The organism is Pseudomonas vlassakiae, assembly GCF_014269035.2.
GTDB classification, from domain to species: domain Bacteria; phylum Pseudomonadota; class Gammaproteobacteria; order Pseudomonadales; family Pseudomonadaceae; genus Aquipseudomonas; species Aquipseudomonas vlassakiae.
In genome coordinates, this window is record NZ_JABWRP020000015.1 from 79329 (window position 1) to 105531 (window position 26203).

Consider the following 26203-nt stretch of genomic DNA (forward strand, 5'->3'; position numbering starts at 1 on the left):
GTCTTCGTTCACTGCTTCGTTCATAACAGCAAGCCATTCGAGGAACCGTCATGGCGAGTGCGAAAGTAGCCACACAGCAAGCACCGATGCAGAAATTCCGGCTCGATGATGAGGTCCATCTCAACTACAGGGTCGACGAGGCCGTGCGCGCCCACCCGCTGGTACCGGTGGACGACAGTATCATCCAGGCCTATGCGGCCATCGACCGCAAGGCCCTGCGGGCTTATCGCCTGGCCCGCATCCGCGAGCAGCTGCGCCAGCATGACTACGCCGGCATCCTGCTGGCCGACCCGCTGAACATCCGCTACGCCACCGATACCCTGAGCCTGGGCGTCTGGGTGATGCATGCCCCCAGCCGCTATGTGTACATCGCCACGGACGGGCCGGTGGTGCTGTTCGACTTCACCAGCAGCAAGCACAACAGCGAGCATGTCGAGACCATCGACGAGATTCGCCCGACCACGCCGTGGATCTACTTCCTGGCCGGCCCCCGGGTCGATGAAAAGGCCGAGCTGTGGGCGCGGGAGATGGCCGACCTGATCAAGACCCATGGCGGCACCAATACCCGCCTGGCGGTCGACCGCTGCGACCCGTGGGGCGCCGATAGGCTCAAGGCCCAGGGCATCACGCTGTTCGACGCCCAGCCGTTGATGGAGCAGGCGCGGCTGATCAAGTCCGCCGAGGAAATCGCCAGCCATCGCGTGTCCATGGCGGTGTGCGACCTGGGCGTGGCGCGCATGCGCCAGAACCTGGTGCCGGGCATCAGCGAAAACCAGTTGTGGAGCATCATGCACTCGACCAACGTGGCCCACGGCGGCGAGTGGGCCGAGGCGCGCCTGCTGACGTCGGGACAACGGACCAACCCCTGGTTCCAGGACGCCACCGACAAGGTGATCCAGCCGGGCGAGATGGTCGGCTTCGACACCGACATGATCGGGCCGGGCGGTTACCTCTCGGACATCTCGCGCAGCTTCATCTGCCCGGGCAAGGCACCGACCGCCTACCAGCGCGACCTGCTGCGCACGGCATCCGACCAGCTGTGCCACAACATCGACCTGATCCGCCCGGGCCTGACCTTCCGCGAGTTCGCCGAGCGCTGCTGGCCGGTACCCAGGCAGTACGAGCACAACCGCTACATGATGATGGTCCACGGCTGTGGCCTGGCCGATGAATACCCCAGCGTGGCCTATGCCGTCGACTTCGAAGCGTGGGGCTACGACGGGGTGTTCCAGGAGAACATGGTGATCTCGGTCGAGAGCTACATCGGCGAACAAGGCGGCGCCGAGGGCGTCAAGCTGGAGGAGCAGTTGCTGATCACCGCAGACGGCGCGGTGAAGCTGTCGAGCACGCCGCTGATGGACGTGCCCGACTGAGGCCGCTCAGGCCTCGGCCGCTTCGCGACGATAGGCATAGGTCTCGGCAAAGCGCGACAGCATGTAGGCGCTGCACGACACGGCCGGGTATCTGGCCGGGTTGTCCGCGCTGGAGCAGTTGGGCAGGCAGCTGATCTCGGTGTCCGGGTGCGGTTCGGCGAAGAACGGCATCGAGTAGCGGTCCACGCCCAGCGGGCTGATCACCCGGTGCGGTGTGGACGTGTAACGGTCGTTGCTCCAGCGCGCCATCATGTCGCCGATGTTCACCACATAGGTGCCTTCGATGGGTGGCGCGTCGATCCATTCGCCATTCACGTTCTGCACCTGCAAGCCGCCAGCGGCATCCTGATACAGCAAAGTCACGCAGCCGTAGTCGGTGTGTGCGCCGGCGCCTTGCTGGTCGGCGCTGCTGGCGGTCTGGCGTGGCGGGTAATGGATCATGCGGAACACGCTGATCGGCTCGGCGAAGCGCTGGTCGAAGAAGTCCTCTTCGATGCCCAGTGCCGTGGCCATGGCCCTGAGCAGCGTCAGGGAAAGCGCATGCATGTCCTGGTAGTGCTGTTGCAGCAGCGCTTCCCAGCCGGGGATGGCGGGGTGGCGATTGGGGCCGCGCAGTGGTTTTGCCGCGAGCACGTCGGGGTGCTCGGCGCTCATGTGGAAACCCATGTCGAAGGTTTCCTTCAGGTCACTCGGCCGGCTCGGGTCGAGCTGCTCGGTGGCGATGGCGCCATAACCGCGGTGGTGGGCGCTGCGGGTGATGTCGATGCGCAGCTTTTCCTCGGCCGGGCGGGCGAAGAAGTCTTCGGCGGCGGCTTTCAGTTCGGCAATGCGCGCAGCCGGGATCGGGTGCCCCTTGATGTAGTAGAAGCCCCATTGCCGGCAAGCGGCGTCGATCTGCCGGGCCACCGCCTGGCGGGCGGCGGGGTCGTGCTGGTACAGCGGGGCGATGTCGATGATGGGCAGTGTGTTCATCCGGCCTCCGGTAAAGTGAGTTGCAGCCGGCTCTTGTGGGAGCGGCCTTGCGTCGCGAAAGGGCTGCAAAGCAGCCCCGGCAATCTGTGCATCTGTGCTGATTCTCTGGGGCCGCGTTGCGGCCCTTTCGCGACGCAAGGCCGCTCCCACAGAGACAGCGCTGGCCTTACTTGGGCAGCTGTGCAGTGATGCCCTTGACGTAGTAGTTCATCCCCGCCAGTTCGGCATTGCTGGCCACGGCGCCCTCGGCAATCTTCAGTGCACCGCTCTGGTCGAAGATAGGCCCGGTGAACGGGTGGAACGAGCCATCCTTGATGCTGGCGATGATCTGCTCGGCGCCACTTTTCACGTCGGCCGGCACCAGGTCGCTGATCGGCAGCTCGACGGTGCCGTCGGCCAGGCCACCCCAGTAGTCCTGCGGCTTCCAGTTGCCGTCCATGACCGCCTGGGTGCTCTTGATGTAATGCGGGCCCCAGTTGTTGACGATCGAGGTCAGCACCGCCTTGGGCCCGAAGTGGGCCATGTCCGAGGCGTAGCCCACCGCGTAGATGCCACGGCGCTCGGCGGTCTGGATCGGCGCCGGGCTGTCGGTGTGCTGGAACAGCACATCGACGCCCTGGTCGATCAGGGCGTTGGCCGCATCAGCTTCCTTGCCCGGGTCGAACCAGGAGTTGACCCACACCACCTTGATCTCGGTGCCGGGGTTGTACTTGTCCAGCGCCAGCTGGATGGCGTTGATGTCACGCAGCACTTCCGGGATCGGGAAGGAGGCGACGTAGCCGACCTTCTTGCTCTTGGTCATCTTCGCGGCAAGGTAACCGCCGACGTAGCGGCCTTCATAGGAGGTGGCCAGGTAGGTGCCGAGGTTCTTGTCCTGCTTGTAGCCGGTGGCGTGTTCGAAGGTGACCTTGGGGAACTGCCTGGCGACCTTGGCGGTCGGGTTCATGTAGCCGAACGAGGTGGCGAACACCAGATCGTAGCCGCCCTTGGCCATGTTGCGGATGACCCGCTCGGCGTCTGCACCCTCCGGCACGTTCTCGACGAAACTGGTGTCGACCTTGTCGCCAAACTGCTTGATCAGCGCCTGGCGGCCCTGTTCGTGCTGGTAGGTCCAGCCGTGGTCGCCGATCGGGCCGATGTACACGAAGCCCACCTTAAGCGGGTCGGCGGCGGAGGCCGACAGTACCGTGCTCAGGCCGATAGCGGCGGCCAGGGTGCGCAGCAGCTTGTTGCTTTTCTTCTGATGCATCGAGGGTTCACTCCTGTGGGTCTTGTGTTGTTTTCTTGTTTGCGCCGTGTCGTCAGTGACCTGCTTTCCAGGGCTGGCCGAGCGAAACCGGTGCGTACAGCCGGGTCTTGATCGCGTCGCGTGACAGCACCACCAGCACCAGGATCGTCGCCACATAGGGCAGCATCGCCAGCAGGTTGGCCGGGACGCTCACACCGATGCCCTGGGCTACCAGGTGCAGGATGCTGGCCAGGCCGAACAGGTAGGCGCCGAGCAGCACCCGCTGCACCCGCCAGCTGGCGAACACCACCAGCGCCAGGGCGATCCAGCCGCGGCCGGCGGTCATGTTTTCTGCCCACATCGGGGTGTAGGCCAGTGACAGGTAGGCGCCGGCAAGGCCCGCCATTGCGCCGCCGAACAGCACCGCCAGGGTGCGCACGCGCAGCACCGGCAGGCCCATGGCGCTGGCCGCGTCGGGGCTTTCGCCGACGGCCTGGAGGATCAGGCCGGTCCGGCTTTTCAGCAGCACCCAGGCGACCAGGGCGAACAGGGCGAAGGACAGGTAGACCAGCACGTCCTGGTTGAACAGCATGTGGCCGATGATCGGCAGGTCGGCCAACAGCGGAATCGCCAGCGGTTCGAAGCCGCTCAACGGCTTGCCGACCCAGGCGCTGCCGACGAACGCCGACAGGCCGACGCCGAAGATGGTCAGGGCCAGGCCGGTCGCCACCTGGTTGGCCTGGCAGCCCAGGGCGACCAAGGCGAACAGCGAGGCCAGCAGCATGCCGGCCAGGCACGCCATCAGCACGCCAAGCCACAGGCTGCCGGTGGTGAAGGCGGCGATGAAGCCCACCACCGCGCCGAACAGCATCATGCCTTCCTGGCCGAGGTTGAGCACGCCGCTCTTCTCGCACACCAGTTCGCCCAGGGCCACCAGCAGCAGCGGGGTACCGCAACGCACCATGGCGTAGAGAATGTTGCCAAGCAGATCGAGATCCATAGTCGAAGCCTCAGGTCGGGGAGGTCAGGCACTGGCCGTTTCGGCCACCGGCGTACGCCGCCAATTCAGCGTCAGCCGCGGCCGGTAGAGGATCAGCACGTCGCAGGCAAGCAGGTAGAACAGCATCAGTCCCTGGAACAGCCCGGTCAGCGCCTGCGGCAGGTTGAGGGTCATCTGCGCGCTCTCGCCACCCAGGTAGAGCAGGGCCATCAGCAGGCCGGCAACCAGAATGCCGAGCGGGTTGAGCCGGCCAAGAAAGGCCACGGTGATCGCCGCATAGCCGTAGCCCGGCGACACTTGTGGTACCAGCTGGCCGATTGGCCCGCTGACTTCAGTCACCCCGGCCAAGCCCGCCAGGCCGCCGCTGATCAGCAACGCCAGCCACACCAGGCGCTTTTCGCGAAAGCCGACAAAACCGGCGGCGCGTTGGTCGAGGCCGAGCACTTTGATCTGGAAGCCCAGGAAGCTCTTGTGCAGCAGCACCCACACCGCCACCAGCGCCAGCAGCACGAAGTACAGGCCGACATGCAGGCGGCCATCCTCGAACAGCGCTGGCAGGCGGCTGGCATCGCCGAACATCGCCGACTGCGGGAAGCTGAAGCCTTCGGGGTCCTTGAGCGGGCCGTGCACGCAATACAGCAACAGGTCCAGGGCGATGTAGTTGAGCATGATGGTGGTGAGGATCTCGTTGGCATTGAAGTGCGTGCGCAGCCACGCCGCCAATGCGCCCCACAGTGCGCCGGCGAGGGTGCCGGCCAGCAGCACCCAGAGCAGGGCCCAGCGGCTTTCCCAGTCGATGATGTGGATCGCCACGGCACTGCCGGCCAGGGCACCGATCAGCAGCTGGCCTTCGGCGCCGATGTTCCAGATGCGCGCCTGGTAGGCCACCGCCAGGCCCAGGGCGCAGAGCAAAATCGGCAGGGCCTTGAGCAGCAGCTCGCTGAGGCCGTAGAGGTCGCTGACCGGGGCGATCAGCAAGGTGTGCAAGGTCAGCAGCGGGTCATGCCCCAGGGCGCTGAACAGGATCGCCCCGCTGACCAGGGTCAGCAGGCCGGCGAGCAGCGGTGACAGGGCCAGCATGGCACGCGACTGCTGGGTACGGGGTTCGAGGGATGGCAACATGGCGGGTTCTCGTCAGGTGGCGGCGTGCGCGGTATCGAACTGGCCGGCCATCCAGCTGCCGACCTCCACGCTGTGGGTGTCGGCAGTGGCCTTGAGCGGCGACAGGCGCCCGCTGCACAGGGCGCCGATGCGGTCGCTGATCTGCAACAGCTCATCGAGGTCTTCGGAAATCACCAGGATCGCCGCGCCGGCATCGCGCAGGGCGATCAGGGCGCGGTGGATGGCTGCGGCGGCCCCGACGTCGACGCCCCAGGTCGGGTGGGCGGCGACCAGCAGCCTGGGGTTCTGCAGGATTTCCCGGCCAAGGATGAACTTCTGCAGGTTGCCGCCAGACAGGCTGCGTGCCGTGGCCTGGGCATCCGGCGCCTTGACTGCGAAGCGCTGGATGATCTGCTCGGCCAGCGCCTGCACCTTGCCCGAGCGGACCAGGCCACGTTCGACCAGGCCTTGCTGGAAGGCGGTGAGCAGGGCATTGTCGGCCAGGCTCATGTCCGGCACCGCGCCGTGGCCCAGGCGCTCGGCCGGGACGAACGCCAGGCCCAGGGCGCGACGGGCATCCGGATGCAGGTTGGCCATGGGCTGGTTGTCGAGGCTGATGCGTTCACGCTCGCTGGCGTGCAGGCGGGTTTCGCCGCTGAGCAAGGCCAGCAATTCGTCCTGGCCGTTGCCGGCAACTCCGGCGATACCGACGATTTCACCGCAGCGTACTTCCAGGCGCAGGTGCTCGAACGAGGTGCCGAACGGGTCCTGGTTGCGCCAGCTGAGGTCGTCTATCCGCAGGCGTGGCAGGCCGCCGGCGCGCTTCGGGTAGCTGGCTTCGAGCCCTTCGGCATCGCCGACCATCAGCCGCGCCAGCTGCAGGTCGCTGCAGTCGGCAGGTACGCAGGCGCCGGCAACCCGGCCCGCACGCAGCACGGTGGCGCTGTGGCAAAGGGCGCGCACTTCATTGAGCTTGTGGCTGATGAACAGGATGCTGCAGCCTTCGCTGGCCAGCGTGCGCAGGGTGACGAACAGTTGCTCGACCTCATGGGGCGTCAGCACCGAGGTCGGTTCATCGAGGATCAGCAATTTGATGTCCTGCATCAGGCAGCGCACGATCTCCACCCGCTGGCGCTCGCCGATCGACAGGCTGTGCACCAGGCGCTCCGGCTCCAGCGCCAAGCCATAGCGCTGCGAGACCTCGCGGATGCGCGGCGCCAGCTGCTTCGGCGAGCCCGCCTCGCGGCCCAGGGCCAAGGCGATGTTCTGCGCCACGGTCAGGGTCTCGAACAGCGAAAAATGCTGGAACACCATGCCGATTCCCAGCCTGCGGGCCTGGCCCGGCTCATCCACTTGCACCGGCCGACCTTCCCACCACAGCTGGCCGGCGTCCGGCCGGGTGACGCCGTAGATGATCTTCATCAGGGTGCTCTTGCCCGCGCCGTTCTCGCCCAGCAGGGCATGGATCTCACCGGCGGCGATGCGCAGGTCGACGCGGTCGTTGGCCAGCGTGCCTGGGTAGCGCTTGCTGATGGCGCGTAGCTCGAGGCGCAGGTGCGCAGGGGTTTCGGACATGGGCTGCTCGATGTGCTGGAGGTGAGCAGCTTGCAAAGCAAAAACATGGCCAGGTGGTCAGATTCCCGTTCGACGGCCGTTGCAGACAGGGCTACGGCCAGTCAGGGCGGGGTGCCGGGCCGGTGCAGCGGTAGGCGGGGTGTGTGGTTTTGGGGCGTTGCGGGCGCCAAAGTGGGGCGAAATTCAAGCATGAGCTGCCTTGATGCATTCACATAATGCGACTAATACTAAAGAGCTGCCGAGAAGAGGGATGGTCATGCAGACGCGCTTCGTTGTGGTACCCGCGCTACCGCTGGAAAAGGAATACCTGCCGAGGGGGGCCGGTTTCCCCAAGGCATTGGGCAGGGGCTACGACCTCTACGACACGCGCGACAAGCTCAGGCTGCCGCTGAATTTCCCTTATCGGGCTGAAGCGGATTACGCGTGTGCCTGCCGTAACGGCCTGCTGAGCGTGCCGGATGAAGACGCCTGCGGGGGGCATTCGGGGTGGTGTGCCGCCGAAACCTGAGGCGCCAAGGCAGCTTCGCCACCCCGGCGCAAGCTGATTGATATCAACGATCCTGGCGTTGCTGCGCCCGTAGCCACACTTTCCTCGCCGCTTTGCTGCTGCACCACCCGCTGCTCAACCGCAGCTATGGGTGGATCGAGCACGATTCCCGCTGATGCTGCACGAGCCCTCACGCCTGAGCATGGCGCAGGACGATGAAGAGGCCGCCGACCACGTCGCGGTTGAACGTTGCCAGGGTGCAGGGCTCATACATGCAAAGGGCACAGCGAGGAGTGTCACCCATGAGCATCGAACGCAGCATCCCCGAGCTTGAGGCCTGGTACGCCCAGTACGATGACATCAGCTACCGCCGCGAGTCGCCGGATGCCTACTATCATGAACTGGTTCGCACGGCGGAGGCCTTGCGCGACGATGGTGCCATCGACTGGGATGACTGGCTGGCACTCAAAGCGCTGGCCGATGACGCCCATGTCCATGCCCTGGAAGATGCCGTGCAGGCCCACGTGAGCGACCCGGACGCATGAAAGCGCTGAAGATTGCCACCTTCAACATCAACGGCATCCGCAGCCGCTTGCCGGCGCTGCTGGCCTGGCTGGAACGGGAGCAGCCGGATATCGCCTGCCTGCAGGAACTCAAGGCGCCGGATGCGCAGTTCCCTCGTCAGGACCTGGAGGCAGCAGGGTACGGCTGCCTTTACCAGGGGCAGCCGTCCTGGAACGGCGTGGCGATCCTGGCCCGTGGCAGCGAACCGCTGGAGGTCCGCCGCGGCTTGCCTGGCATGGAGGATGACAGCCAGAGCCGCTATCTGGAGGCAGCGGTGCATGGCGTGCTGGTCGCGTGCCTGTACCTGCCCAACGGCAACCCGCAGCCGGGGCCGAAGTTCGACTACAAGCTGCGCTGGTTCGAATGCCTGATCAAGCACGCCCAAGGGCTGTACGCAAGCGGCCACCCGACGCTGCTGGCCGGCGATTTCAACGTGGTGCCGACCGACATGGACATCTACAACCCCCGCTCATGGCTCAAGGATGCGCTGCTGCAGCCCGAGTCGCGCGCGTGCTACCAGCAGTTGCTGGACCAGGGCTGGGTCGATGCCATTCGCCACCTGCACCCCGACGAGCGCGTGTACACCTTCTGGGATTACTTCCGTAATCACTGGGCACGCAACGCCGGGCTGCGCATCGACCATCTGCTGCTCAACCCGGAGCTTGCGCCTTACCTGAAACGGGCCGGCGTCGACGCCTGGGTGCGTAACGAAGCCAAGGCCAGTGACCACGCGCCGGTGTGGATCGAGGTGGGTGGGCGCAAGCAGTAGCTCACAGCAGCGTGTCCAGGGTGATCGGAAACGCCCTGATGCGCTTGCCGGTGGCGTGGTAGACCGCATTGGCGACTGCCGCCGCCACCCCGACCACGCCGATTTCACCCACGCCTTTGGAACCCAGCTCGTTGACGATATCGTCCTGCTCGTCGACGAATATCACCTCGACATCGGCGACGTCGGCGTTGACCGGAATGTGATACTCGGCCAGGTTGTGGTTGAGTATCCGGCCCAGCGCGTGGTCAGTCTGGCTCTGTTCCTGCAGGGCCATGCCAAGCCCCCACACGACACCGCCCAGGATCTGGCTGCGAGCGGTTTTCGGGTTGACCACACGCCCGGCCGCGATGGCGCTGACCACGCGGGTGACCTTGATCGTGCCCAGTGCCTCATCCACCTGGACTTCAACGAACACCGCCGAGTGCGTTGCGGTGGAAAACGCCTCACGCTTCGCACCCGGCTCTGCATCGATCTGTACCTCGAAGCAGCCTTTTTCCGCAGTGGCGGCAATGTCCGCGAGCGCGATGCGCTGGTGGCCGAAATGCAGGTGGCCATCGGCAAAGCGGATCGCTTCCACGGGCAGGCTGGCGAGGGCAGGGTAGGTCGCGCGTGCGTGCTCCAGCACCTTGCTGCGCAGGACCTGGCAGGCTTGCAGGACTGCTGCACCGACGGACGAGACGGTGAACGAGCCGCCCTGCAAGGGCGCGGTGGGCAGTGAGGAGTCACCCAGCATGAAGGTCACGTCCGCGACCGGCATTCCCACCGCGTCGGCGGCAATCTGGGTCATGACCGTGTAGGTACCGGTACCGATATCGGTGGTCGCGCTGCTGACCGTCAAGTGGCCTTGTGCGTCCAGCCGCGCCTTGGCGCTGGCCTTCATCTGCATGGCTTCCCACACGCCACCCGCCATGCCCCAACCGATCAGTTGCCGACCTTCTCGCATACTACGTGGTATGGCAGTACGGCCGCTCCAGCCGAAGCGCCTTGCGCCTTGGTCGTAGCAGGCCAGCAATGCCTTGCTGGAGTACGGCTTGCCTTCGTTGCCGTTATGGTCGGCGAAATTGACCCGCCGCAATTGCACCGGGTCGATGTCGAGCGCACAGGCGAGTTCGTCCATCGCACATTCCAAGGCAAGTACACCAGAGCCTGCACCGGGCGCCCGCATGTCCAGTGGGGTGTACACGTCGAGCGGGGTCAGGCGATAGCTCAGGGCAACGTTATCGCAGCGGTACAGCATGCCGCTCCATTCCACCAGGTGCTCGGTGAAGTCTTCGAAGCGAGACGTCTGGCCGATCGCGTCATGGGCAACCGCCAGCAACCGGCCGTCGGTATTGGCGCCCAGGCGCAGGCGCTGCAGCGTGCGAGGCCGGTAGCCAAAGGTGAACATCTGCTGGCGGGTGAGGGTGACCCTGACCGAGCGTTTCAGTTGCAGTGCGGCCATGACCGCAAGCGGTAACTGGTACTGCGGACGCAACCCTGAGCCGAACGCCCCGCCGACATACGCGGCCAGCACCCGGACGTTGTCCTTGGGCAGCCCGAACACCTTGTGCAGGTAGTCCTGGCAGTTCTGCGTGCCTTGGGTCTTGTCGTGGATCTCGAGCTGATCGCCGGGTTTGTAGAAAACCGTCGAGGCATGCGGTTCCATGGGGTTGTGATGCTCGTTGGCGGTCTGGTAGGTCGCATCGACCTTGACCGGCGCCTGGGCGAACTGCCCGGCGAAGTCGCCACGCGGCGCGGGTGTCTCGGCCGGGGCCGGGTGGCTGTGATCGAGGGCGGCCAGCAAGTCGGTCTGGTGCGCCTCCTGGCTGTACTCGATGGTGATCAGCGAGCCTGCGTAGCGGGCCAGCTCGAGGTTTTCCGCCACCACCAGTGCCAGCGGCTGCCCGCTGTACAGCACGCGGTCATTGAACAATGGGCGAAAGGGCGCGCCTTCGGCCGAGTCTGCGTCGCTGTAGTCATCGTCGTAACTGGAAACCCGAGGACGGTGGGCATGGTCCAGCACGGCGACGACGCCGGGTACCTTGAGCGCCTCGCTGCTGTCGATGCGAAGCACCCGGCCACGGGCGATGGTGCTGCAGACGACGCTGCCATGCAGCAGGACGGTGTCAGGGTATTCGCCGGCATAGCGAGCCTGCCCGGTGACCTTTGCCAGGCCATCGACACGGTCTATGGGCTGGCCGACAACGGGGGTGATGCCATTCATGGGGTGGCTCCTGGGTAGGTTTTGCCAAAGGCGGCTTCACTCAGCGCACGGACGATGGCCCGCTGTGCCAGGGGCACCTTGAAGCCGTTGTGGTTCAGCGGCCTGGCACCTTGCAGCAACAGGTCGGCGGCTTGCTTGAACAGTGCCTCGGAAGGCGCCTGGCCCAGCAATGCCTGTTCAGCGGTGGCTTCGCGCCAAGGCTTGTGCGCTACACCGCCGAGCGCCAGGCGGGCCTGCTCAATGAGCCCCCCCTTGATAGTCAGGCCCGCTGCCACCGATACCAGGGCGAAGGCATACGATGCCCGGTCGCGGATCTTCAGGTAGCTGCAATGCGCCGCGAAGTGTGGCGGGGGCAGCTCGATGGCGACGACCAGTTCATCGTCGCTCAGGTGATGGTCGCGCTCGGGTGCGTTCCCCGGCAGGCGGTGGAACTCCGCAAAGGCGATCTGGCGCTCACCGCCCGTACCCTGCACATGTACCACCGCGTCCAGGGCGGCCAGGGCGACGCACATGTCAGAGGGATGGGTGGCGACACAGGCGGCGCTGGCACCGAGGATCGCATGCATCCGGTTCAGCCCGCTGCGCGCCGGGCAGCCGCTGCCAGGCTCGCGTTTGTTGCACGGCGTGCCGGTGTCGTAGAAGTAAGCGCAGCGTGTGCGTTGCAGCAGGTTGCCACCGGTGGTCGCCATGTTTCGCAACTGCGGCGAGGCGCCTGCCAGGATGGCCTGGGACAGCAGTGGATAGCCTTGCTCGACCCGTGGGTCCCAGGCCAGTTCGGCATTGCTGACCAGTGCGCCGATGCGCAAGCCACCGTTTGCAGTGGCTTCGATGTCCCTGAGCGGCAGGCCCGAGATGTCGATCAGGCGCTCAGGTCGTATGACGTTTTCCTTCATCAGGTCGACCAGGTTGGTGCCGCCGGCAATGAACCGTGACGACAGGCTGGCGAGGTGGATGGCTTCGTTGACGGAGGCGGGTTTGTGGTAGCTGAACGGGTTCATTTGCCTGCCTCCTGCATCAGCGGCAGGGCTTCTTCAACGGCCGCGACAATGTTGCTGTAGGCGCCGCAACGGCACAGATTGCCGCTCATCTGCTCGCGTATGGCTTCGCGGCTGTCAGCCCGCCCTTCGCGGGCGAGGCCGACAGCCGAGCAAATCTGCCCTGGGGTGCAATAGCCGCACTGGAAAGCGTCATGGGTGATGAACGCGCGCTGCATGGGGTGCAACTGGTCACCAGCGGCCAGCCCTTCGATGGTGACCAGTTCGGCGCCGTCGCACATGACCGCCAGGGTCAGGCAGGCATTCACCCGCCGGCCGTCACGCAACACGGTGCAGGCGCCGCACTGGCCGTGGTCACAGCCTTTCTTGGTGCCGGTCAGGTCGAGCTGCTCACGCAGCAGATCCAGCAGCGTCGTCCATGGCAGGACCTGCAGCGAGCGGGCCTGCCCGTTCAGTGTCAGGCTGATGGGGTGCGCCTGGGCGTCTTCGGGGGTGATTGCACGCATGGGAGGTCCTCACGGTGGGTCATTTCTTGCCCGGCAATACCGAGCTGAGCACTTGTTTGGCCGTCTGCACGATGACGCCGGCCTGGTCCGGGTCGCCTTGCAGCAGGGTGCTGGCGAACTTCTTCGCTTGTTCCAGCTTGATATGCGGCGGCAGGGGCGGCACGTCGGGGTCGGTCTTGAACTCGATCAATACCGGCCGGTCGGCGGCCAGGGCCCGCTCCCAGGCGCCGGCGATGTCTTCTTCGCGCTCGACGTAGATGCCTTGCAGGCCGATGGAGATGGCGAACAGGTGGTAGGGCACATCGGGTATCGATTGCGACGCCTCGAACTTCGGGTCGCCTTCCATCACCCGCTGCTCCCAGGTGACCTGGTTGAGGTCTTCGTTGTTGAACACGGCGCAGATCCATTGCGGGTTGCCCCACTGCTGCCAGTACTTGGCCACGGTGATCAGCTCGGCCAGGTTGCTCATCTGCATGGCGCCATCACCGACCAGGGCGACCACGGCACGCTCTGGCTGAGCGAACTTGGCGGCGATCGCGTAGGGCACGGCCGCGCCCATGCTGGCCAGGCCGCCGGACAACGAGCACTGCATGCCCTGGCGGATTTGCAGGTCGCGGGCGAACCAGTTGGCGCAGGAGCCGGAATCGCTGGTGATGATGGCGTTGTCGGGCAGGCGTGGGGAAAGCTCGTGCACCACGCGTTGCGGGTTGATCGGCTCGGCTTTGACCAGCGCGCGTTTTTCCAGGGTCTTGTCCCAGTGCGCCCGCCAGCTTTCGACCTTTTCACGCCAGCGCCGGTCCGCCTTGTGCTCCAGCAGTGGCAGCAGCGCGTGCAGGGTTTGCGCGGCGTCGCCGACCAGGTTCACCTCCATCGGGTAGCGCAGGCTGAGCATGTCGGGTTGCAGGTCGATCTGCACGCCACGGGCCTGGCCTTCATTGGGCAGGAATTCGGAATACGGGAAGCCCGAGCCGATCATCAGCAGGGTGTCGCACTCGCTCATCAGCCGGTAGCTGGGTTCGGTGCCGAGCAGGCCGATGGAACCGGTGACCCACGGCAGGTCGTCGGGCAGCACAGCCTTGCCCAGCAGCGCCTTGGCCACGCCTGCGCCGAGCTTTTCCGCGGCCGCAATGACCTGCTCGGTGGCCTGCAGCGCGCCGGCCCCAACCAGTATCGCCACCTTGCGCCCAGCGTTGAGCACGTCGGCGGCGCGCTGCAGGTCCTCGTCGAAGGGGACTACCTTGGGCTTGCTGTAGCCGATGCCGGAATGCACCGTGCCATGGGCTTTGGGCGGCTCGTTGTAGGGCAGGTCCTGCAGATCGTTGGGCAGGATGATGGCGGTGACCCGGCGCTCACCGACCGCGGTGCGCACCGCGCGGTCGAGCAGGTGGCGGACCTGTTCCGGCGTGGACGCTTGCTGGACGAAGGCACCGGCCACGTCCTTGAACATCGACAGCAGGTCGAGCTCTTGCTGGTAGTGCCCGCCAAGCGCGGCGCGCGCCTGCTGACCGACGATGGCCAGCACCGGTTGGTGGTCCATGCGTGCATCGTACAGGCCGGTGAGCAGGTGCGAGGCGCCGGGGCCGGAGGTGGCGATGCACACGCCCAGTTCGCCGGTGAACTTGGCGTGGGCGCTGGCCATGAACGCGGCCATTTCTTCGTGGCGGGCCTGGATGAACTCGATCTTGCCCTTGGCCCGGTTCAGGGCGCCGAACACGCCATTGATGCCATCGCCAGGGTAGCCAAAGATGCGCCGCACGCCCCATTGATACAAGCGCTCCACCAGAAAGTCGCCTACCGTGCCAGTCATCGTCTTCTCCCAGAATGTGCTCGATAGGGGTCTGGACTTGGCCGGCTTCGGGAAAGTTTCACCCGTGTTCACGTCTGTCGGCTGACCGGAACCTCGTCGTCCTCGCAGGCTTCCCAGGCACATCGACCCACTGATCAGGACCCATGCAGATGAGCGCTATCGACACCACCAGCGGCAACTTGCAGACCCTGCTTTTCGACGATGACGGGGCCACACCCAACAACCGACTTCCGGTACTGCTGTACCGGTTTCAGCTTGCCCCTGCAGAGGACAATGCCAGTGCGTTCGAGGCGCTGTTCTCGGCCCACCAGTGGGCACCGCTATGGCGTGCCGGCATCTTCGACTACCACCATTTTCACCCCAACGCCCACGAGGCCCTGGGCGTCGCCAGGGGGCATGCCCAGGTCACCCTTGGCGGCGAAGCGGGGCAGACGCTGAGTGTCAAAGTGGGGGATGTGCTGGTGTTGCCGGCGGGTACCGGTCATCGCTGCGTAGAAGCCAGCGATGACTTTCTGGTGGTCGGCGCCTATCCGCACGGGCAGGAGCAGTACGACATCCAGCGTCCCGATCGGGCAAGGCACCAACAGGCGTTGGCGCGCATCGCTGCCGTCCCCGTCCCCGCGCAGGATCCGGCCACCGGCATGCAGATGACCCACTGGCATAACCGAACCTCGAACGACTGAGGGCGCGCATGGCCCTGTAGCCTGCGCGGCCTGGACGCTGTGGCCCTGGGCTGTCAAACCCACTCGACCCGGTCGGCCAGCCGGCTGGCCCGTTGCATCAGCACGTCGGCCGGGGTCGCGTTGCTTATCGCCAGGCGCAAGCGCCCGAGGTAGCGGCCTTGAATAGGCTCGATGGAAGCCGAATGCAGGTTCACACCTTCGCCCAGTGCTGCGCTGATAGCCGGCAGGTCAGGCTGCAAGTGCTGGTTTCCGGTGTAGTGCAGGTCGATATAACGCTGACCGGGGTGGCTGGCCTGGCGCGGCAGGGCGGCGTCGCTCAGGAGGATGCGGCTGACAGGGTGTTGGGGATTGCCAAACACTTGCCACACCTCGCCGGCCTCGACGATACGGCCTTGTTCCAGCACTGCCACGCGGTCGCACAGGTCACGTATCACCTGCATTTCGTGGGTGATCAGGACGATGGTCAGGCCCAGCCGCTGGTTGATGTCGCGCAACAGCTCAAGCACCGACTCGGTACTTTGCGGGTCGAGTGCCGAGGTGGCCTCGTCGCACAGCAGGATCTGCGGTTGCAACACCAGCGCCCGGGCAATGCCGACGCGCTGCTTCTGGCCGCCTGACAGTTGCGCCGGGTAGGTCCCGGCGCGTTCTGCCAGGCCCACCAGCTGCAACAATTCCCGCACCCGGGCGGCGCGCTGCGCGTGAGGCACACCGGCCATGCGCAGCGGCAGCTCGACATTCTCCCAGACGCTGCTGTTGGCCAGCAGGTTGAAGTGCTGGAAGATCATCGCCACCTTGCGCCGCAGGCTCTGCAGGGGCTTGCCCTGCAGGCCGGCAATGTCCTGGCCGTCGATCAGCACCTGGCCAGCGCTGGGCGCCTCCAGGCGATTGAGCAGGCGCAGCAGCGAGGACTTGCCTGCGCCACTGCGGCCGATGATGCCGAACACCTCGCCGCGGCGTATCTCCAGGTCGATGGCATCCAGCGCGCTGACCCCGCCGTAGCGCTTGTGGATGCCCTGCAGCTGTACGTGGGCCAGGGCTGGCTGGAGCTGCTGCTGAAAGCGGCTCATGGCTCAGAACCCCGGGGCGATCTGGCCCTTGTAGCGGGTCAGGATGAAATTGCGCACTTCGGGCGAGTTGAGTGCCTTGGCCAGTTTCTGGATACCGGGGTCCTGCAGGTTGTCGGGGCGGGCGACCAGGTACTCGACATACAGGTCCTTGCCTTTCTCGACGATCAGCGCGCTGTTGGTGTCGATACCCGCCTCCAGTGCGTAGTTGGCGAAAACGAAGGCCAGGTCCACCTGCTTGACCGAACGGGCCAGCATGGCGCCTTCCAGTTCGCGGATCTTCAGATGGCGCGGGTTGTCGGTGATGTCACGCTGGGTGGATTGCGGGTTGGCCGGGTCCTTGAGCTTGAGCAATCCGGCCTCGGCCAGCAGCACCAGGGCGCGGCCGGTGTTCACCGGGTCGTTGGGGATGGCCACGCTAGCGCCATCGGGCAGCTCGGCCAAAGTCTTGTACTTGGCCGAGTAGGCGCCGAACGGCTCGATGTGCACACCGACCACCGGGACCAGGTCGGTATGCCGGGTCTGGTTGAAGTCGTTGAGGAACGGCCGGTACTGGTAGTAGTTGGCATCCAGGTGCTTTTGCGCCAGTTGCAGGTTGGGCTGGATGAAGTCGTTGAACACCTTGATGTCAAGGTCCACGCCCTCCTTGGCCAGGGCTGGCTTGACGAATTCGAGGATCTCGGCGTGGGGCACCGGCGTGGCGCCGACCACCAGATGTTCGGCGGCCTGTGCGCTGAAGGCGATGAAGGCGGCGAGGGCAGTGAGGGTCTTTCTCATGATGGGGATACCTTGAAGGGATTCAGCGTCGGGTGAAATGTCTTACCAGGCGGTCACCGCTCATCTGCAACACCTGCACCAGCAGGATCAGCAGCAGCACGGTGACCACCATCACATCGGTCTGGAAGCGCTGGTAGCCGAAGCGGATCGCCAGGTCGCCGAGGCCGCCGCCGCCGATCACGCCGGCCATGGCGGTGTAGTCGACCAGCACGATGGCGGTGACCGTGACGGCCGCGATCAGCCCGGTGCGCGCTTCGGGCAGCAGGGTGTAGCGGATGATCTGGGCGATGCTGCCGCCCATGGCCTGGCTGGCCTCTACCAGGCCGCGGTCGACTTCGCGCAGGGCGGTTTCCACCAGGCGGGCGAAGAACGGCGTGCAACCGACCACCAGCGGCGGGATGGTGCCCTTGACCCCGAGGGAGGTGCCGGTCAGCAGCGTGGTCAACGGGATCAGCACGATCAGCAGGATGATGAACGGCAGCGAACGCAGCACGTTGACCACCACGGAGAGGCTGCGGTAGAGCGGCCCGTTGGCGAGCAGTTGGCGTTGCCCGGTGAGGTACAGCAATACCCCCAGGGGCAGGCCGAACAGCACCGTGAAGCCCAGTGCCGCGCCCAGCATGCTCAGGGTGTCGAGGCAGGCCTGGGCGATTTCACCCCAATCGAGGTTGCTCAGCAGTTCGTTCATCGGCGAGCCTCACGGCGCAGCGCGGCGACCGGGTGCGATCCGCCCAGGCGGTCACCGCGGCCGAACAGCTTGTTGCGCAACGTGCCAGGTGGGTAGGCACGCTTGAACAACCCGCGGGCCTGCAGCTCCGGCACCAGCAGGTCGACCACCGCTGCAAAGGTTTCCGGCGCGACCACGCTGGCCAGGTTGAAGCCATCGACGCCGGTTTCCTCCACCCATTCCTGCAATTGATCGGCCACGGTCTGTGCCGAGCCTACCAGCACCGGGCCGTCGCCACCGATGGCGCAATATTCGGCAATTTCGGCGGTGGTCCAGGTGCGTGTCGGGTCGGCGCGGGTGAAGGCCTCCACGGCGGACTGGATGGCGTCGCTGGGCACGTCGCGCAGCACCTGGTCGGGGGCGTATTCGGCGAAGTCGATACCGGTCCAGCCGGCCATCAGCGTCAAGGCGCCGCTGGCGCTGGCGTACTGGCGATACTCGTCGAGCAGGGCCAGCGCCTGCTGGTCGGTCGGCGCGACGATGACCGTCAGTTGTTCGAGGATCTGTACCTCATCGGCCGCGCGGCCGGCGGCAGCCACTGCCGCCCGCAGTTCGGCCACCTGCTTGCGCAGCACCGCCTTGCTGGGGGCGGCGACGAACACGCACTCGGCATGGGCGGCGGCGAAGGCTCGGCCGCGGCTCGAGGCGCCGGCCTGGTAGATCACCGGCGAGCGTTGCGGCGAGGGCTCGCTCAAGTGAAAACCCGGCACCTTGAACCAGGTGCCCTGGTGGTCGATGCCGTGGACCTTGCGCGGGTCGGCATACACCCCGGTCGCCCGGTCGGCCTGGACCGCATCGTCTTCCCAGCTGGTTTCCCAGAGCTTGTAGCAGACCTGCAGGTATTCCTCGGCCAGTGCATAACGCTGATCGTGGCTGAGTGGCGGTTGCCCCAGGTTGCGTGCGCCGCTGGCCAGGTAAGAGGTGACGATGTTCCAGCCGGCGCGCCCCTGGGTCAGGTGATCGAGGGTGCTCATGCGCCGGGCGAACGGGTAGGGGTGCTCGAACGACACCGATGCGGTCACGCCGAAACCCAGGTGGCGGGTGGCAGCGGCCATGGCCGGTACCAGCTGCAACGGGTCGTTGACCGGTACTTGGGCAGCGCTGCGCAAGGCCGCGTCGGCATTGCCGCCATACACGTCATAGACGCCCAGCACGTCGGCGATGAACAACCCGTCGATGCAGCCCCGCTCCAGGGTCTTGGCAAGCTCAACCCAATAGTGGATGTCGGTATAGCGGGTGGCCTGGTCCCGCGGGTGGCGCCAGAGCCCTGGCGAAAGATGGCCGACGGTGTTCATGGCAAAGGCATTGAGGCGGATCTGCTTGGTCATGGTCGCGCGGCCTCAGTTCCAGTCATGGCGGGCAGGCTTGACGCCGTTCAAGGCCCAGTTGCCGACCAGGTGATATTTCCAGCGCACCGGGTCGTGCAGGGTATGCACCCGGGCGTTGCGCCAGTGGCGGTCGAAGTTGTGCTGCGTCAGCGACGAGCGCGTGCCGCCCAGTTCGAACAGGCGGTTGCTGGCCTCGATGGCCACCTCGGTGGTGAGCACCTTGGCCTTGGCCACGGCCACCGAGGCCAGGGCCACGTTGTCTTCATCCGGTGCCGGTCTGGCCGCGTCCAGCGCCAGGCCGGCGCGCTCCAGCAGCGCCTCGGCCGCTTCCTGGCGGATTTCCAGTGAGCCGACCTGGATGATGGTCAGCGGGTCTTCGCTGGCCTTTTCGACCTTGGCGTCGATCCACGGGCGGGCGTGCTGGCGCACGAAGGCGATGGTGTCGTCCAGCGCCGCACGGCCGATGCCGGCATCGATGGCGGCGGTGGTCAGCTGGGCGAAGGGGCCGGCCAGGGTCGGGCTCTCGTAGGAGCGGTAGCTGGGGAACAGGTTGAACGCCGGTACCCGCAGGCCATCGAGCAGCACGGTACCGCTGGAGGTGGTGCGCTGGCCGATACTGCTCCAGTCGTCGACGATCACCAGGCCAGGCGTGCCGCGTTCGACGAATGCCAATTGCGCACGGTCCTGCTCATCCAGCGCCAGTACCCCGATCCAGTGGGCATACAACGAGCCGGTGCAGTAGCCTTTGCGCCCATCGATGCGAAAGCCGTCGCCTTCGGCCACCAGGCGTGTACGGATGTCCTGGACGGTCTTGCCGCCGGTTTCCGACAAGGCATTGGCAAAGCGATGGCCCTGCAGCACCAGGCCGAAGAAGTGGCGCTGTTGTTCGGCGGTGCCTTGCAGGCGGATGTCTTCGAGCAGGCAGTAGTGATTCTGCGGAATCTGCCCCAACGAGGGGTCGGCGGCCGAGACGATGGCGATGACGCGCGCGAGCGTGGCGTACGAGACCTCGGCACCGCCATGGGCCCGTGGCACGGTGATGCCCCACAGCCCGCTGTTGGAGAAGGCGTCGACAATGTCTGCCGGTACATGCCGCTGTCGATCGCGTTCGGCCGCGCCTTCGCGCAACAGTGCAGCGACTTGGTGGGCGACGGCGATCGCCTCGCCGTCGTCTTTGATGATGTGGGCTGCAGGGCGGCGGATTTCGTAGGCTGCAGAGAGGATTTCGCTAGGCATGGACAACTCGATGTGTAGTCGGACGACTTCACATTGCAGCTGTTGTGCCAGCCCCGGAAGTGCCGCAAACCAGGGCCTTGCAGCCAGCCGGGGGCGAGCGTCCGTGTGTGGATCGCCGCCAACTGTTGGCCGGCTGTTGCCTGTGCAACAGTGTCAGGCGCTTTTGCGCAGGGCTGCCACCAGTTCGGCCTTGGTCATGGTCGAGCGACCTTTGATGTCCTTGCTGCGCGCCTCCTTGAGCAGGCTTGCCTTGGTCTGGCTTTCCAGCGAGCTGCCGGATGAGCGGGCGTGCCCTTCGCGTGACTTCGCTGCACGCCTGGCCGAGTCCGAACGGGCCGTCTTCTTCTCGCCGGCGGAGGTCTTGCTGCCTGAACCGCCTGACTTCTCGCCGCCCCCGGACTGCTTGTTGACGGTGGCCCAGGCGCGCGCCTCGGCTTCATCCTTCGACACGCCCTTGTGCTCGTAGCTCTCTTCGATATGCTCGGCCTTGCGCTTCTGCTTGTCGGTGTATTTGTCCTTGTCGCCGCGTGGCATGGCATTCACTCCTGCGTGGTGTACCTGAAGGGTTGAAGGCCTGGGGCGCCCGGAGTGCCATTGAATGGACGGACGGTGCGCTCAGGGTTCGCTCATCTGCGACAGCGGCCTGGCCACCTGTTCGAGCGAACACCGCTCGGCCGCCACGCCCCACAGCGCCTGGGTCAGCGCGGCAATGATCATCAGCGCCGCGCCGATCAGGTAGCCGTACAGCACGTAGGCGCGTTCACCGGTTTCGATCAGCGCGCCGAACAGGGTCGGCCCGACCAGGCCTCCCAGGCCGGTGCCGAAGGCATAGAACACCGCAATGGCCAGGGCACGGATTTCCAGCGGGAAGGTTTCCGCCACGGTGAGGTAGGCGGAACTGGCCGCCGCCGAAGCGAAGAAGAAAATCACCATCCAGGCCAGGGTCTGCTGGGTCACGTCGAGCAGCTCTCGCTGGAACAGGTAGCCGCTGATGGCCAGCAGCACCCCCGAGACCAGATAGGTCGAACTGATCATGATGCGCCTGCCGACCACGTCGAACAGCCTGCCCAGCAACAGCGGGCCGCAGAAGTTGCCCAGCGCGAACGGCAGGATGTACCAGCCCACCTTGGCCGTCGGCACCTGGTAGAAGTCGGTCAGCACCAGCGCATAGGTGAAGAAGATCGCGTTGTAGAGGAATGCTTGTGCGCTGAGCAAGGTCAGGCCTACCAGGGCACGACGCCGATGCTCGACGAACAAGCTCTGGAACACCTCGCGCAAAGGCGTATGGTCGCGCGCGCGCAGTTTCAGCGGAGGGTCTTGAAGCGGTGGGATCGCGATCCCGCGATCGTGGTAATGCCGTTCGATGTCGGCGACGATGCGCTCGGCGTGTTGCGGCTGGTTGTGGATCATCAGCCAGCGCGGGCTTTCCGGGACCCACAGGCGCATCAGCATGATCAGCATGCCCAGCACTGCGCCGATGCCGAAACACAGGCGCCAACCCAGGTCACCACCGGCAATCGCCGGGTCGAGCAGCAACACCGCACCGGCCGCGCCGAGCGCTGCGCCGATCCAGAAAGTGCCGTTGATGGTCAGGTCGACCCAGCCGCGGTAGCGCGCCGGGGTGAATTCCTGGATGGTCGAGTTGATGGCCGTGTACTCGCCGCCGATACCGGCACCGGTGAGAAAGCGGAACAGCAGGAAGCTCCACAGGCTCCAAGACAACGCCGTGGCTGCCGTGGCGCCGATGTACAGGAACAAGGTGATGAAGAACAGCCTGCGCCGCCCCAGGCGGTCGGTCAGCCAGCCGAAGAACAGCGCACCGATGACCGCGCCGGCGATGTACGTGGCGCCTGCCAGGCCGATGTCGGTGTTGCTCAGGTGCAGCGCAGGGCTGTCCTTGAGCGCGCCCGCCACCGAGCCCGCCAGGGTGACTTCCAGGCCATCAAGCAGCCAGGTGATGCCCAGCGCCAGCACCAGCAAGGTATGAAAGCGCGTCCACGGCAGGCGGTCGAGGCGGGCGGGGATGTCGGTGCTGTACACGGGGGCAGCACCGCGCTCCTGCAAGGCTTGGCTCGTCACTGCAATGCCGTCACTCAGCCGTCCGATTGCTCTTCTGGCGGCACCTGCCCCTCAGGCCAGTCTGGCGCCTCCTGTTGCGGTTCGGGTCGCGGCTTGGGTACGGGCTCGCCTGGATTGTGCGGCACCTCGTCGACATACGGGTCAGGGTGGTTGGGGTCGATCATGGCCTGTCTCCTGAAAGCATGGTTACCTCCCGTTAGGGCGCGCAGGGGCGTTGCTGTTCAATCCGATTCGCCAGTGGCTGCCAGGGCGTTTGCCCGGGCGCGAATGGATCAAACTTTTGCGTGCCGCAGGGCTCTTCTTAAAAGACACCACTGTCACGAGGAGCAACTCATGAAGCACACCGATGGCAAGACCGGCGACAAAGTCCCCCGGCCGATTTCTTCTGAGGAGGCGCAGCGCGGCGAGAAGGCGCCGGACCCGGTGCTTGAAAACCCGGACCCCGATACCGAGGCCGTGGACAAGGTGATTACGCCGACATCGGTCAAGGAGCAGGAAGCGCTGACCCGCGAGACCAGGAAGCGCTTGGCTGAGGTCGATGAGAAAGCCCGGCACTGAGCCTGACGTGCAGCGTGGTTTGTGCTTTGGGCGAGCGGTGTAGGCGTTGATAATGGAGGGCCATTTCAAGGGCCATGCCATGCTGACCATTTCCAATAACGTGCATCTGCCAGATGCCGACATCGAACTGACCTACATCCGCGCGCAAGGCGCGGGTGGGCAGAATGTCAACAAGGTGTCCAGCGCCGTGCACCTGCGCTTCGACATTCGCGCCTCGTCGCTGCCTGCGTTCTACAAGGAGCGACTGCTGGCGCTGCGTGACAGCCGCATCACTGGCGATGGCGTGTTGATCATCAAGGCCCAGCAATACCGCACCCAGGAACAGAACCGCGCTGACGCTTTGGCGCGCCTTGCCGAGTTGATCGTCGCTGCCGGCAAGGTCGAGAAGAAACGCCGGCCTACCAAGCCGACCCTCGGCTCGAAGACCCGACGGCTGGAAGGAAAAGCCAGGCGCAGTACTGTCAAGGCGGGGCGGGGGAAGGTGGAGTTCTAGGCGCTCTGGAGGTTGAAGCCAGATCAACCGCCTCGCCAACTCTGGCCTGCGCCCCAAGCAGCCAGCATGCCTGGCCGCCTGGGGCGTTGCACTGTCAGCTGGCCAAGCGCTTGAGCAATGCCTTGGCCACCGCCTCGGATGAGGCAGGGTTCTGCCCGGTGATCAGATGGCCGTCCTCGACCACATGGCTTGCCCAGTCCGCTGCCTTGGAGTACTCGCCACCTTTGGCCTTGAGCATGTCTTCCACGAGGAAGGGCACCACGTGGGTCAGCCCGACGGCCTCTTCCTCACTGTTGGCGAAGCCCGTGACCCGCTTGCCTTTGACCACCGGGTGGCCGTCTGGCGTGTTCACGTTCTTCAGAACACCTGGGGCATGGCATACCGTCGCAATCGGCTTGTTGGCGGCATAGAACGCTTCGAGCAAGGTCTTCGAATCGGTATCCTCGGCCAGGTCCCACAGCGGTCCGTGGCCACCGGGGTAGAACACCGCATCGAAGTGATAAGGGTCGACCTCGCCCAGCGGCACGGTGTCGGCCAGGGCCATCTGCCCCTCGGTGTCGCTGGCGAAGCGCCGGGTGGCGTCGGTCTGGGCATCGGCTTCGTCGCTTTTCGGGTCCAGCGGTGGCTGGCCACCTTTGGGCGAGGCGAGGGTGACGTCGGCATTGGCGTCGACGAACACGTAATAGGGCGCGGCGAACTCTTCCAGCCAGAAGCCGGTCTTCCTGCCGGTGTCGCCCAGCTGGTCGTGCGAGGTCAGTACCATCAGGATCTTTTTCATGCGAGCCAGTCCTCCAGGGGTAAATGGGCAGTGCGCCGTTCGTCCTGCATGATCATGGGAGGGCAGGGCGCAGCAGGCGTTCCATCATAGCCCTCGAAAAGAATGCGCGGTTTGCCGCTCAGCTCTATTACCCTAGTGGCACGATCATTTCATTGATGGATGCCTACCCATGAGCAACACCTCATTCCGCCAGCCCGTCATCGCTGACGCCGAGCGCTGCTACGCGATCGAAATCGGTGCCTACGAGGGCGACGAAGCGGCCACGCTGGAGAAGATCCGCACGCGCATCAGCCAATACCCCGAAGGCTTCCTGCTGCTCCAGGACCCCCACGGCATCGTCGGCTTCATCAACAGTGGCTGCGCCCACGAGGTGGTGATGTCCGACGAGGCATTCAAGGAACTGGTCGGCCACGACCCGCAGGCGCCGAACGTGGTGATCATGTCGGTGGTGGTGGACACGGCCCACCAGGGCAAGGGCTACGCCAAGCGGCTCATGCGCGAGTTCATCAGCCGCATGCAGGCCCAGGGCAAGCAGACCATCCACCTGATGTGCAAGGAACAGCACGTCGAGCTGTACCGCAAGATGGGCTACCAGTATGTGCGGCCTTCGCCCTCGGACCACGGTGGCATGGCCTGGCATGAAATGGTCATGGCGCTCTGACCTCGGCCAGGTGCAGTGCTTCATGATCAGCGCAGGCAGCTGATGGCAAGGTATCGAGTCACATTTGGTTACCAAGCAATGACAGCCTGCTGACTGTGTGCCCCGTTCCAGAGGGGATTGAAGGGTTCACTGCCATTCAACAGTCACAAAGCTGTAACACAGCTGCTGCAAAGTGTGTCGGCCATCACACGGAGCGCTTTTTCCATGATACGCCTGATGAAGTCTGCTGCACTCGCCGTTGCCGTCTCGCTCAGCGCCACTTCGGCCTTTGCCGCAGACAACGTTCGCCTGACCGGTTCCGGTGCCAGTTTCCCTGCACCGATCTACCTGACCTGGTTCAAGGACTTCAGCAAGAACACTGCTGGCGTCACCGTCGACTACCAGTCCAAGGGCAGCGGCGCAGGTGTCCAGGACTTCCTGAACAAGACCGTCGACTTCGCCGCCAGCGACTCGGCCATGAGCGAAGCAGACATTGCCAAGGTCGGCGAAGGCGTGCAGCTGCTGCCGATGACCGCCGGTGAAATCGTCCTGGCCTACAACCTGCCAGGCAACCCGAAAGGCCTGAAGCTGCCACGCGATGTGTACTCCAACATCTTCCTCGGCAAGATCACCCAGTGGAACGACCCGCAGATCGTCAAGGCCAACCCAGAGCTGAAGCTGCCTGACATGCCGATCACCGTGGTCGTGCGTGCCGATTCCAGCGGCACCAACGCGGTCTTCACCAAGCACCTGTCGGCCATCAATGCCGACTTCAAGAAAGACCTGGGCGAAGGCAACACCGTCAACTGGCCGGCCACCGACAAGTTCATCAAGTCGCCGAAGAACGACGGCGTGACCGCCACCGTTCGCCAGACCCCGGGCGCCATCGGCTACATCGAATACGGCTTCGCCAAGCTGGCCAAGGTCGATTTCGCCTCGCTGCAGAACAAGGCTGGCCAATACGTCGTGCCGAACGCCGAAAGCGGTGCCGAAGCGCTGGCTGCAGTGAAGATGCCGGAAAACCTGATCGCTCACCTGCCAGACCCGGAAGGTGCCAAGTCCTACCCGATCACGTCCTACACCTGGATGATCTTCCGCAAGGACAACGGCAGCCCGGAAAAGGCCAAGGCCATGCGTGACATGGTCGAGTACGGCCTGACCAAGGGCCAGCAGATCGCCGACTCGATGGGCTACATCCCGCTGCCGCCGTCGGTGGTCGAGGAAGTGCGCAAAGCCTCGCAAAGCATCCAGTAATACCTT

The 26203-nt window shown here is 65.2% G+C and carries 27 protein-coding genes; 9 read left to right on the forward strand and 18 right to left on the reverse strand.

The annotated features are described in order from the left end of the window. Positions 1–86 precede the first annotated feature (86 nt). On the forward strand, positions 87–1373 hold the full coding sequence (locus HU738_RS19005; protein WP_186603164.1) for a M24 family metallopeptidase: 1287 nt from the start codon (positions 87–89) through the stop codon (positions 1371–1373). Between the two features lie 6 nt (positions 1374–1379). On the opposite strand, the gene HU738_RS19010 is transcribed toward HU738_RS19005, so the two are convergent. The 5 genes from HU738_RS19010 to HU738_RS19030 form a co-directional block, all read right to left on the reverse strand. Beyond that, on the reverse strand, positions 1380–2345 hold the full coding sequence (locus tag HU738_RS19010; RefSeq protein ID WP_186603093.1) for a 2-oxoglutarate and iron-dependent oxygenase domain-containing protein: 966 nt from the start codon (positions 2343–2345) through the stop codon (positions 1380–1382). A 166-nt stretch (positions 2346–2511) separates the two neighbouring features. Next, complete coding sequence (locus HU738_RS19015) at positions 2512–3594, reverse strand: BMP family ABC transporter substrate-binding protein (RefSeq protein WP_186603094.1); 1083 nt, start codon at positions 3592–3594, stop codon at positions 2512–2514. Between the two features lie 52 nt (positions 3595–3646). Beyond that, positions 3647–4573, reverse strand: a complete 927-nt coding sequence (locus HU738_RS19020) for an ABC transporter permease (protein ID WP_186603095.1) — start codon at positions 4571–4573, stop codon at positions 3647–3649. 24 nt (positions 4574–4597) lie between these two features. Next, positions 4598–5695 (reverse strand): ABC transporter permease, encoded by a 1098-nt coding sequence (locus HU738_RS19025; protein WP_186603096.1) that lies wholly within the window; start codon positions 5693–5695, stop codon positions 4598–4600. Between the two features lie 12 nt (positions 5696–5707). After that, entirely contained in the window at positions 5708–7249 is a 1542-nt protein-coding gene (locus HU738_RS19030; RefSeq protein WP_186603097.1) for an ABC transporter ATP-binding protein, read from the reverse strand. A 250-nt stretch (positions 7250–7499) separates the two neighbouring features. Here HU738_RS19030 and HU738_RS19035 point away from each other — a divergent pair, with 250 nt between their 5' ends. The 3 genes from HU738_RS19035 to xth all read left to right on the forward strand — a co-directional run bounded on the left by HU738_RS19035 (position 7500) and on the right by xth (position 9069). Continuing rightward, positions 7500–7757 carry a hypothetical protein gene (locus HU738_RS19035; RefSeq protein ID WP_225923503.1) on the forward strand — a complete coding sequence of 86 codons (258 nt, stop codon included), beginning with the start codon at positions 7500–7502 and terminating at the stop codon, positions 7755–7757. A gap of 281 nt (positions 7758–8038) precedes the next feature. Then, on the forward strand, positions 8039–8281 hold the full coding sequence (locus HU738_RS19040) for a hypothetical protein (RefSeq protein ID WP_176509314.1): 243 nt from the start codon (positions 8039–8041) through the stop codon (positions 8279–8281). Further along, positions 8278–9069, forward strand: coding sequence for an exodeoxyribonuclease III (gene xth / locus HU738_RS19045; protein WP_186603098.1), 792 nt, complete (start codon positions 8278–8280; stop codon positions 9067–9069). Before HU738_RS19040 ends, xth begins: the two co-directional genes overlap by 4 nt. Before the next feature lies 1 nt (position 9070). Here the strand turns inward: xth and HU738_RS19050 are convergent, their stop codons facing one another. Genes HU738_RS19050 through HU738_RS19065 form a run of 4 tightly spaced genes read right to left on the reverse strand, consistent with a single transcriptional unit; the run spans position 9071 to position 14580 of the window. Then, on the reverse strand, positions 9071–11272 hold the full coding sequence (locus tag HU738_RS19050) for a xanthine dehydrogenase family protein molybdopterin-binding subunit (protein ID WP_186603099.1): 2202 nt from the start codon (positions 11270–11272) through the stop codon (positions 9071–9073). Continuing rightward, positions 11269–12270 carry an FAD binding domain-containing protein gene (locus HU738_RS19055; RefSeq protein ID WP_186603100.1) on the reverse strand — a complete coding sequence of 334 codons (1002 nt, stop codon included), beginning with the start codon at positions 12268–12270 and terminating at the stop codon, positions 11269–11271. The genes HU738_RS19050 and HU738_RS19055 overlap by 4 nt, the downstream gene beginning before the upstream one ends. Then, a complete protein-coding gene (locus HU738_RS19060) occupies positions 12267–12773 on the reverse strand; it encodes a (2Fe-2S)-binding protein (protein ID WP_186603101.1) in 507 nt (168 codons plus the stop codon). Before HU738_RS19060 ends, HU738_RS19055 begins: the two co-directional genes overlap by 4 nt. Before the next feature lie 19 nt (positions 12774–12792). After that, complete coding sequence (locus tag HU738_RS19065; RefSeq protein WP_186603102.1) at positions 12793–14580, reverse strand: thiamine pyrophosphate-requiring protein; 1788 nt, start codon at positions 14578–14580, stop codon at positions 12793–12795. Positions 14581–14729: 149 nt separating this feature from the next. Here HU738_RS19065 and HU738_RS19070 point away from each other — a divergent pair, with 149 nt between their 5' ends. Further along, positions 14730–15263, forward strand: coding sequence for a cupin domain-containing protein (locus HU738_RS19070; protein ID WP_186603103.1), 534 nt, complete (start codon positions 14730–14732; stop codon positions 15261–15263). 53 nt (positions 15264–15316) lie between these two features. Here the strand turns inward: HU738_RS19070 and HU738_RS19075 are convergent, their stop codons facing one another. The 8 genes from HU738_RS19075 to HU738_RS19110 all read right to left on the reverse strand — a co-directional run bounded on the left by HU738_RS19075 (position 15317) and on the right by HU738_RS19110 (position 22638). Then, positions 15317–16330, reverse strand: a complete 1014-nt coding sequence (locus tag HU738_RS19075; RefSeq protein WP_186603104.1) for a methionine ABC transporter ATP-binding protein — start codon at positions 16328–16330, stop codon at positions 15317–15319. Positions 16331–16333: 3 nt separating this feature from the next. After that, a complete protein-coding gene (locus tag HU738_RS19080) occupies positions 16334–17104 on the reverse strand; it encodes a MetQ/NlpA family ABC transporter substrate-binding protein (RefSeq protein ID WP_176509326.1) in 771 nt (256 codons plus the stop codon). A 22-nt stretch (positions 17105–17126) separates the two neighbouring features. Continuing rightward, on the reverse strand, positions 17127–17792 hold the full coding sequence (locus tag HU738_RS19085) for a methionine ABC transporter permease (protein WP_186603105.1): 666 nt from the start codon (positions 17790–17792) through the stop codon (positions 17127–17129). After that, a complete protein-coding gene (locus HU738_RS19090; protein ID WP_186603106.1) occupies positions 17789–19159 on the reverse strand; it encodes an LLM class flavin-dependent oxidoreductase in 1371 nt (456 codons plus the stop codon). Before HU738_RS19090 ends, HU738_RS19085 begins: the two co-directional genes overlap by 4 nt. Positions 19160–19171: 12 nt before the next feature. Next, positions 19172–20395 carry an SfnB family sulfur acquisition oxidoreductase gene (locus tag HU738_RS19095; protein WP_186603107.1) on the reverse strand — a complete coding sequence of 408 codons (1224 nt, stop codon included), beginning with the start codon at positions 20393–20395 and terminating at the stop codon, positions 19172–19174. A gap of 153 nt (positions 20396–20548) precedes the next feature. Then, positions 20549–20929, reverse strand: coding sequence for a termination factor Rho (locus HU738_RS19100; RefSeq protein ID WP_176509330.1), 381 nt, complete (start codon positions 20927–20929; stop codon positions 20549–20551). An 81-nt stretch (positions 20930–21010) separates the two neighbouring features. Beyond that, on the reverse strand, positions 21011–22474 hold the full coding sequence (locus tag HU738_RS19105) for an MFS transporter (RefSeq protein WP_186603108.1): 1464 nt from the start codon (positions 22472–22474) through the stop codon (positions 21011–21013). 14 nt (positions 22475–22488) lie between these two features. Then, entirely contained in the window at positions 22489–22638 is a 150-nt protein-coding gene (locus HU738_RS19110) for a hypothetical protein (RefSeq protein ID WP_156351877.1), read from the reverse strand. 169 nt (positions 22639–22807) lie between these two features. Between HU738_RS19110 and HU738_RS19115 the strand changes: the two genes are divergently transcribed. Further along, complete coding sequence (locus HU738_RS19115) at positions 22808–23032, forward strand: hypothetical protein (protein ID WP_186603109.1); 225 nt, start codon at positions 22808–22810, stop codon at positions 23030–23032. Positions 23033–23111: 79 nt separating this feature from the next. Then, positions 23112–23525, forward strand: a complete 414-nt coding sequence (gene arfB, locus HU738_RS19120) for an alternative ribosome rescue aminoacyl-tRNA hydrolase ArfB (protein WP_186603110.1) — start codon at positions 23112–23114, stop codon at positions 23523–23525. A gap of 94 nt (positions 23526–23619) precedes the next feature. Here arfB and HU738_RS19125 read toward each other — a convergent pair whose 3' ends face one another. After that, on the reverse strand, positions 23620–24303 hold the full coding sequence (locus tag HU738_RS19125; RefSeq protein ID WP_176509334.1) for a type 1 glutamine amidotransferase domain-containing protein: 684 nt from the start codon (positions 24301–24303) through the stop codon (positions 23620–23622). Positions 24304–24472: 169 nt separating this feature from the next. Between HU738_RS19125 and HU738_RS19130 the strand changes: the two genes are divergently transcribed. Next, positions 24473–24964, forward strand: a complete 492-nt coding sequence (locus HU738_RS19130) for a GNAT family N-acetyltransferase (protein ID WP_186603111.1) — start codon at positions 24473–24475, stop codon at positions 24962–24964. A 204-nt stretch (positions 24965–25168) separates the two neighbouring features. Continuing rightward, on the forward strand, positions 25169–26197 hold the full coding sequence (gene pstS / locus HU738_RS19135; protein WP_176509336.1) for a phosphate ABC transporter substrate-binding protein PstS: 1029 nt from the start codon (positions 25169–25171) through the stop codon (positions 26195–26197). Positions 26198–26203: the final 6 nt, after the last annotated feature.

Bases quoted from the DNA above. Each gene is read 5' to 3' on its own strand.
- HU738_RS19005 (WP_186603164.1), top strand. From the start codon at position 87: ATGCAGAAATTCCGGCTCGATGATGAGGTCCATCTCAACTACAGGGTC.
- HU738_RS19010 (WP_186603093.1), bottom strand. From the start codon at position 2,345: ATGAACACACTGCCCATCATCGACATCGCCCCGCTGTACCAGCACGAC.
- HU738_RS19015 (WP_186603094.1), bottom strand. From the start codon at position 3,594: ATGCATCAGAAGAAAAGCAACAAGCTGCTGCGCACCCTGGCCGCCGCT.
- HU738_RS19020 (WP_186603095.1), bottom strand. From the start codon at position 4,573: ATGGATCTCGATCTGCTTGGCAACATTCTCTACGCCATGGTGCGTTGC.
- HU738_RS19025 (WP_186603096.1), bottom strand. From the start codon at position 5,695: ATGTTGCCATCCCTCGAACCCCGTACCCAGCAGTCGCGTGCCATGCTG.
- HU738_RS19030 (WP_186603097.1), bottom strand. From the start codon at position 7,249: ATGTCCGAAACCCCTGCGCACCTGCGCCTCGAGCTACGCGCCATCAGC.
- HU738_RS19035 (WP_225923503.1), top strand. From the start codon at position 7,500: ATGGTCATGCAGACGCGCTTCGTTGTGGTACCCGCGCTACCGCTGGAA.
- HU738_RS19040 (WP_176509314.1), top strand. From the start codon at position 8,039: ATGAGCATCGAACGCAGCATCCCCGAGCTTGAGGCCTGGTACGCCCAG.
- xth (WP_186603098.1), top strand. From the start codon at position 8,278: ATGAAAGCGCTGAAGATTGCCACCTTCAACATCAACGGCATCCGCAGC.
- HU738_RS19050 (WP_186603099.1), bottom strand. From the start codon at position 11,272: ATGAATGGCATCACCCCCGTTGTCGGCCAGCCCATAGACCGTGTCGAT.
- HU738_RS19055 (WP_186603100.1), bottom strand. From the start codon at position 12,270: ATGAACCCGTTCAGCTACCACAAACCCGCCTCCGTCAACGAAGCCATC.
- HU738_RS19060 (WP_186603101.1), bottom strand. From the start codon at position 12,773: ATGCGTGCAATCACCCCCGAAGACGCCCAGGCGCACCCCATCAGCCTG.
- HU738_RS19065 (WP_186603102.1), bottom strand. From the start codon at position 14,580: ATGACTGGCACGGTAGGCGACTTTCTGGTGGAGCGCTTGTATCAATGG.
- HU738_RS19070 (WP_186603103.1), top strand. From the start codon at position 14,730: ATGAGCGCTATCGACACCACCAGCGGCAACTTGCAGACCCTGCTTTTC.
- HU738_RS19075 (WP_186603104.1), bottom strand. From the start codon at position 16,330: ATGAGCCGCTTTCAGCAGCAGCTCCAGCCAGCCCTGGCCCACGTACAG.
- HU738_RS19080 (WP_176509326.1), bottom strand. From the start codon at position 17,104: ATGAGAAAGACCCTCACTGCCCTCGCCGCCTTCATCGCCTTCAGCGCA.
- HU738_RS19085 (WP_186603105.1), bottom strand. From the start codon at position 17,792: ATGAACGAACTGCTGAGCAACCTCGATTGGGGTGAAATCGCCCAGGCC.
- HU738_RS19090 (WP_186603106.1), bottom strand. From the start codon at position 19,159: ATGACCAAGCAGATCCGCCTCAATGCCTTTGCCATGAACACCGTCGGC.
- HU738_RS19095 (WP_186603107.1), bottom strand. From the start codon at position 20,395: ATGCCTAGCGAAATCCTCTCTGCAGCCTACGAAATCCGCCGCCCTGCA.
- HU738_RS19100 (WP_176509330.1), bottom strand. From the start codon at position 20,929: ATGCCACGCGGCGACAAGGACAAATACACCGACAAGCAGAAGCGCAAG.
- HU738_RS19110 (WP_156351877.1), bottom strand. From the start codon at position 22,638: ATGATCGACCCCAACCACCCTGACCCGTATGTCGACGAGGTGCCGCAC.
- HU738_RS19115 (WP_186603109.1), top strand. From the start codon at position 22,808: ATGAAGCACACCGATGGCAAGACCGGCGACAAAGTCCCCCGGCCGATT.
- arfB (WP_186603110.1), top strand. From the start codon at position 23,112: ATGCTGACCATTTCCAATAACGTGCATCTGCCAGATGCCGACATCGAA.
- HU738_RS19125 (WP_176509334.1), bottom strand. From the start codon at position 24,303: ATGAAAAAGATCCTGATGGTACTGACCTCGCACGACCAGCTGGGCGAC.
- HU738_RS19130 (WP_186603111.1), top strand. From the start codon at position 24,473: ATGAGCAACACCTCATTCCGCCAGCCCGTCATCGCTGACGCCGAGCGC.
- pstS (WP_176509336.1), top strand. From the start codon at position 25,169: ATGATACGCCTGATGAAGTCTGCTGCACTCGCCGTTGCCGTCTCGCTC.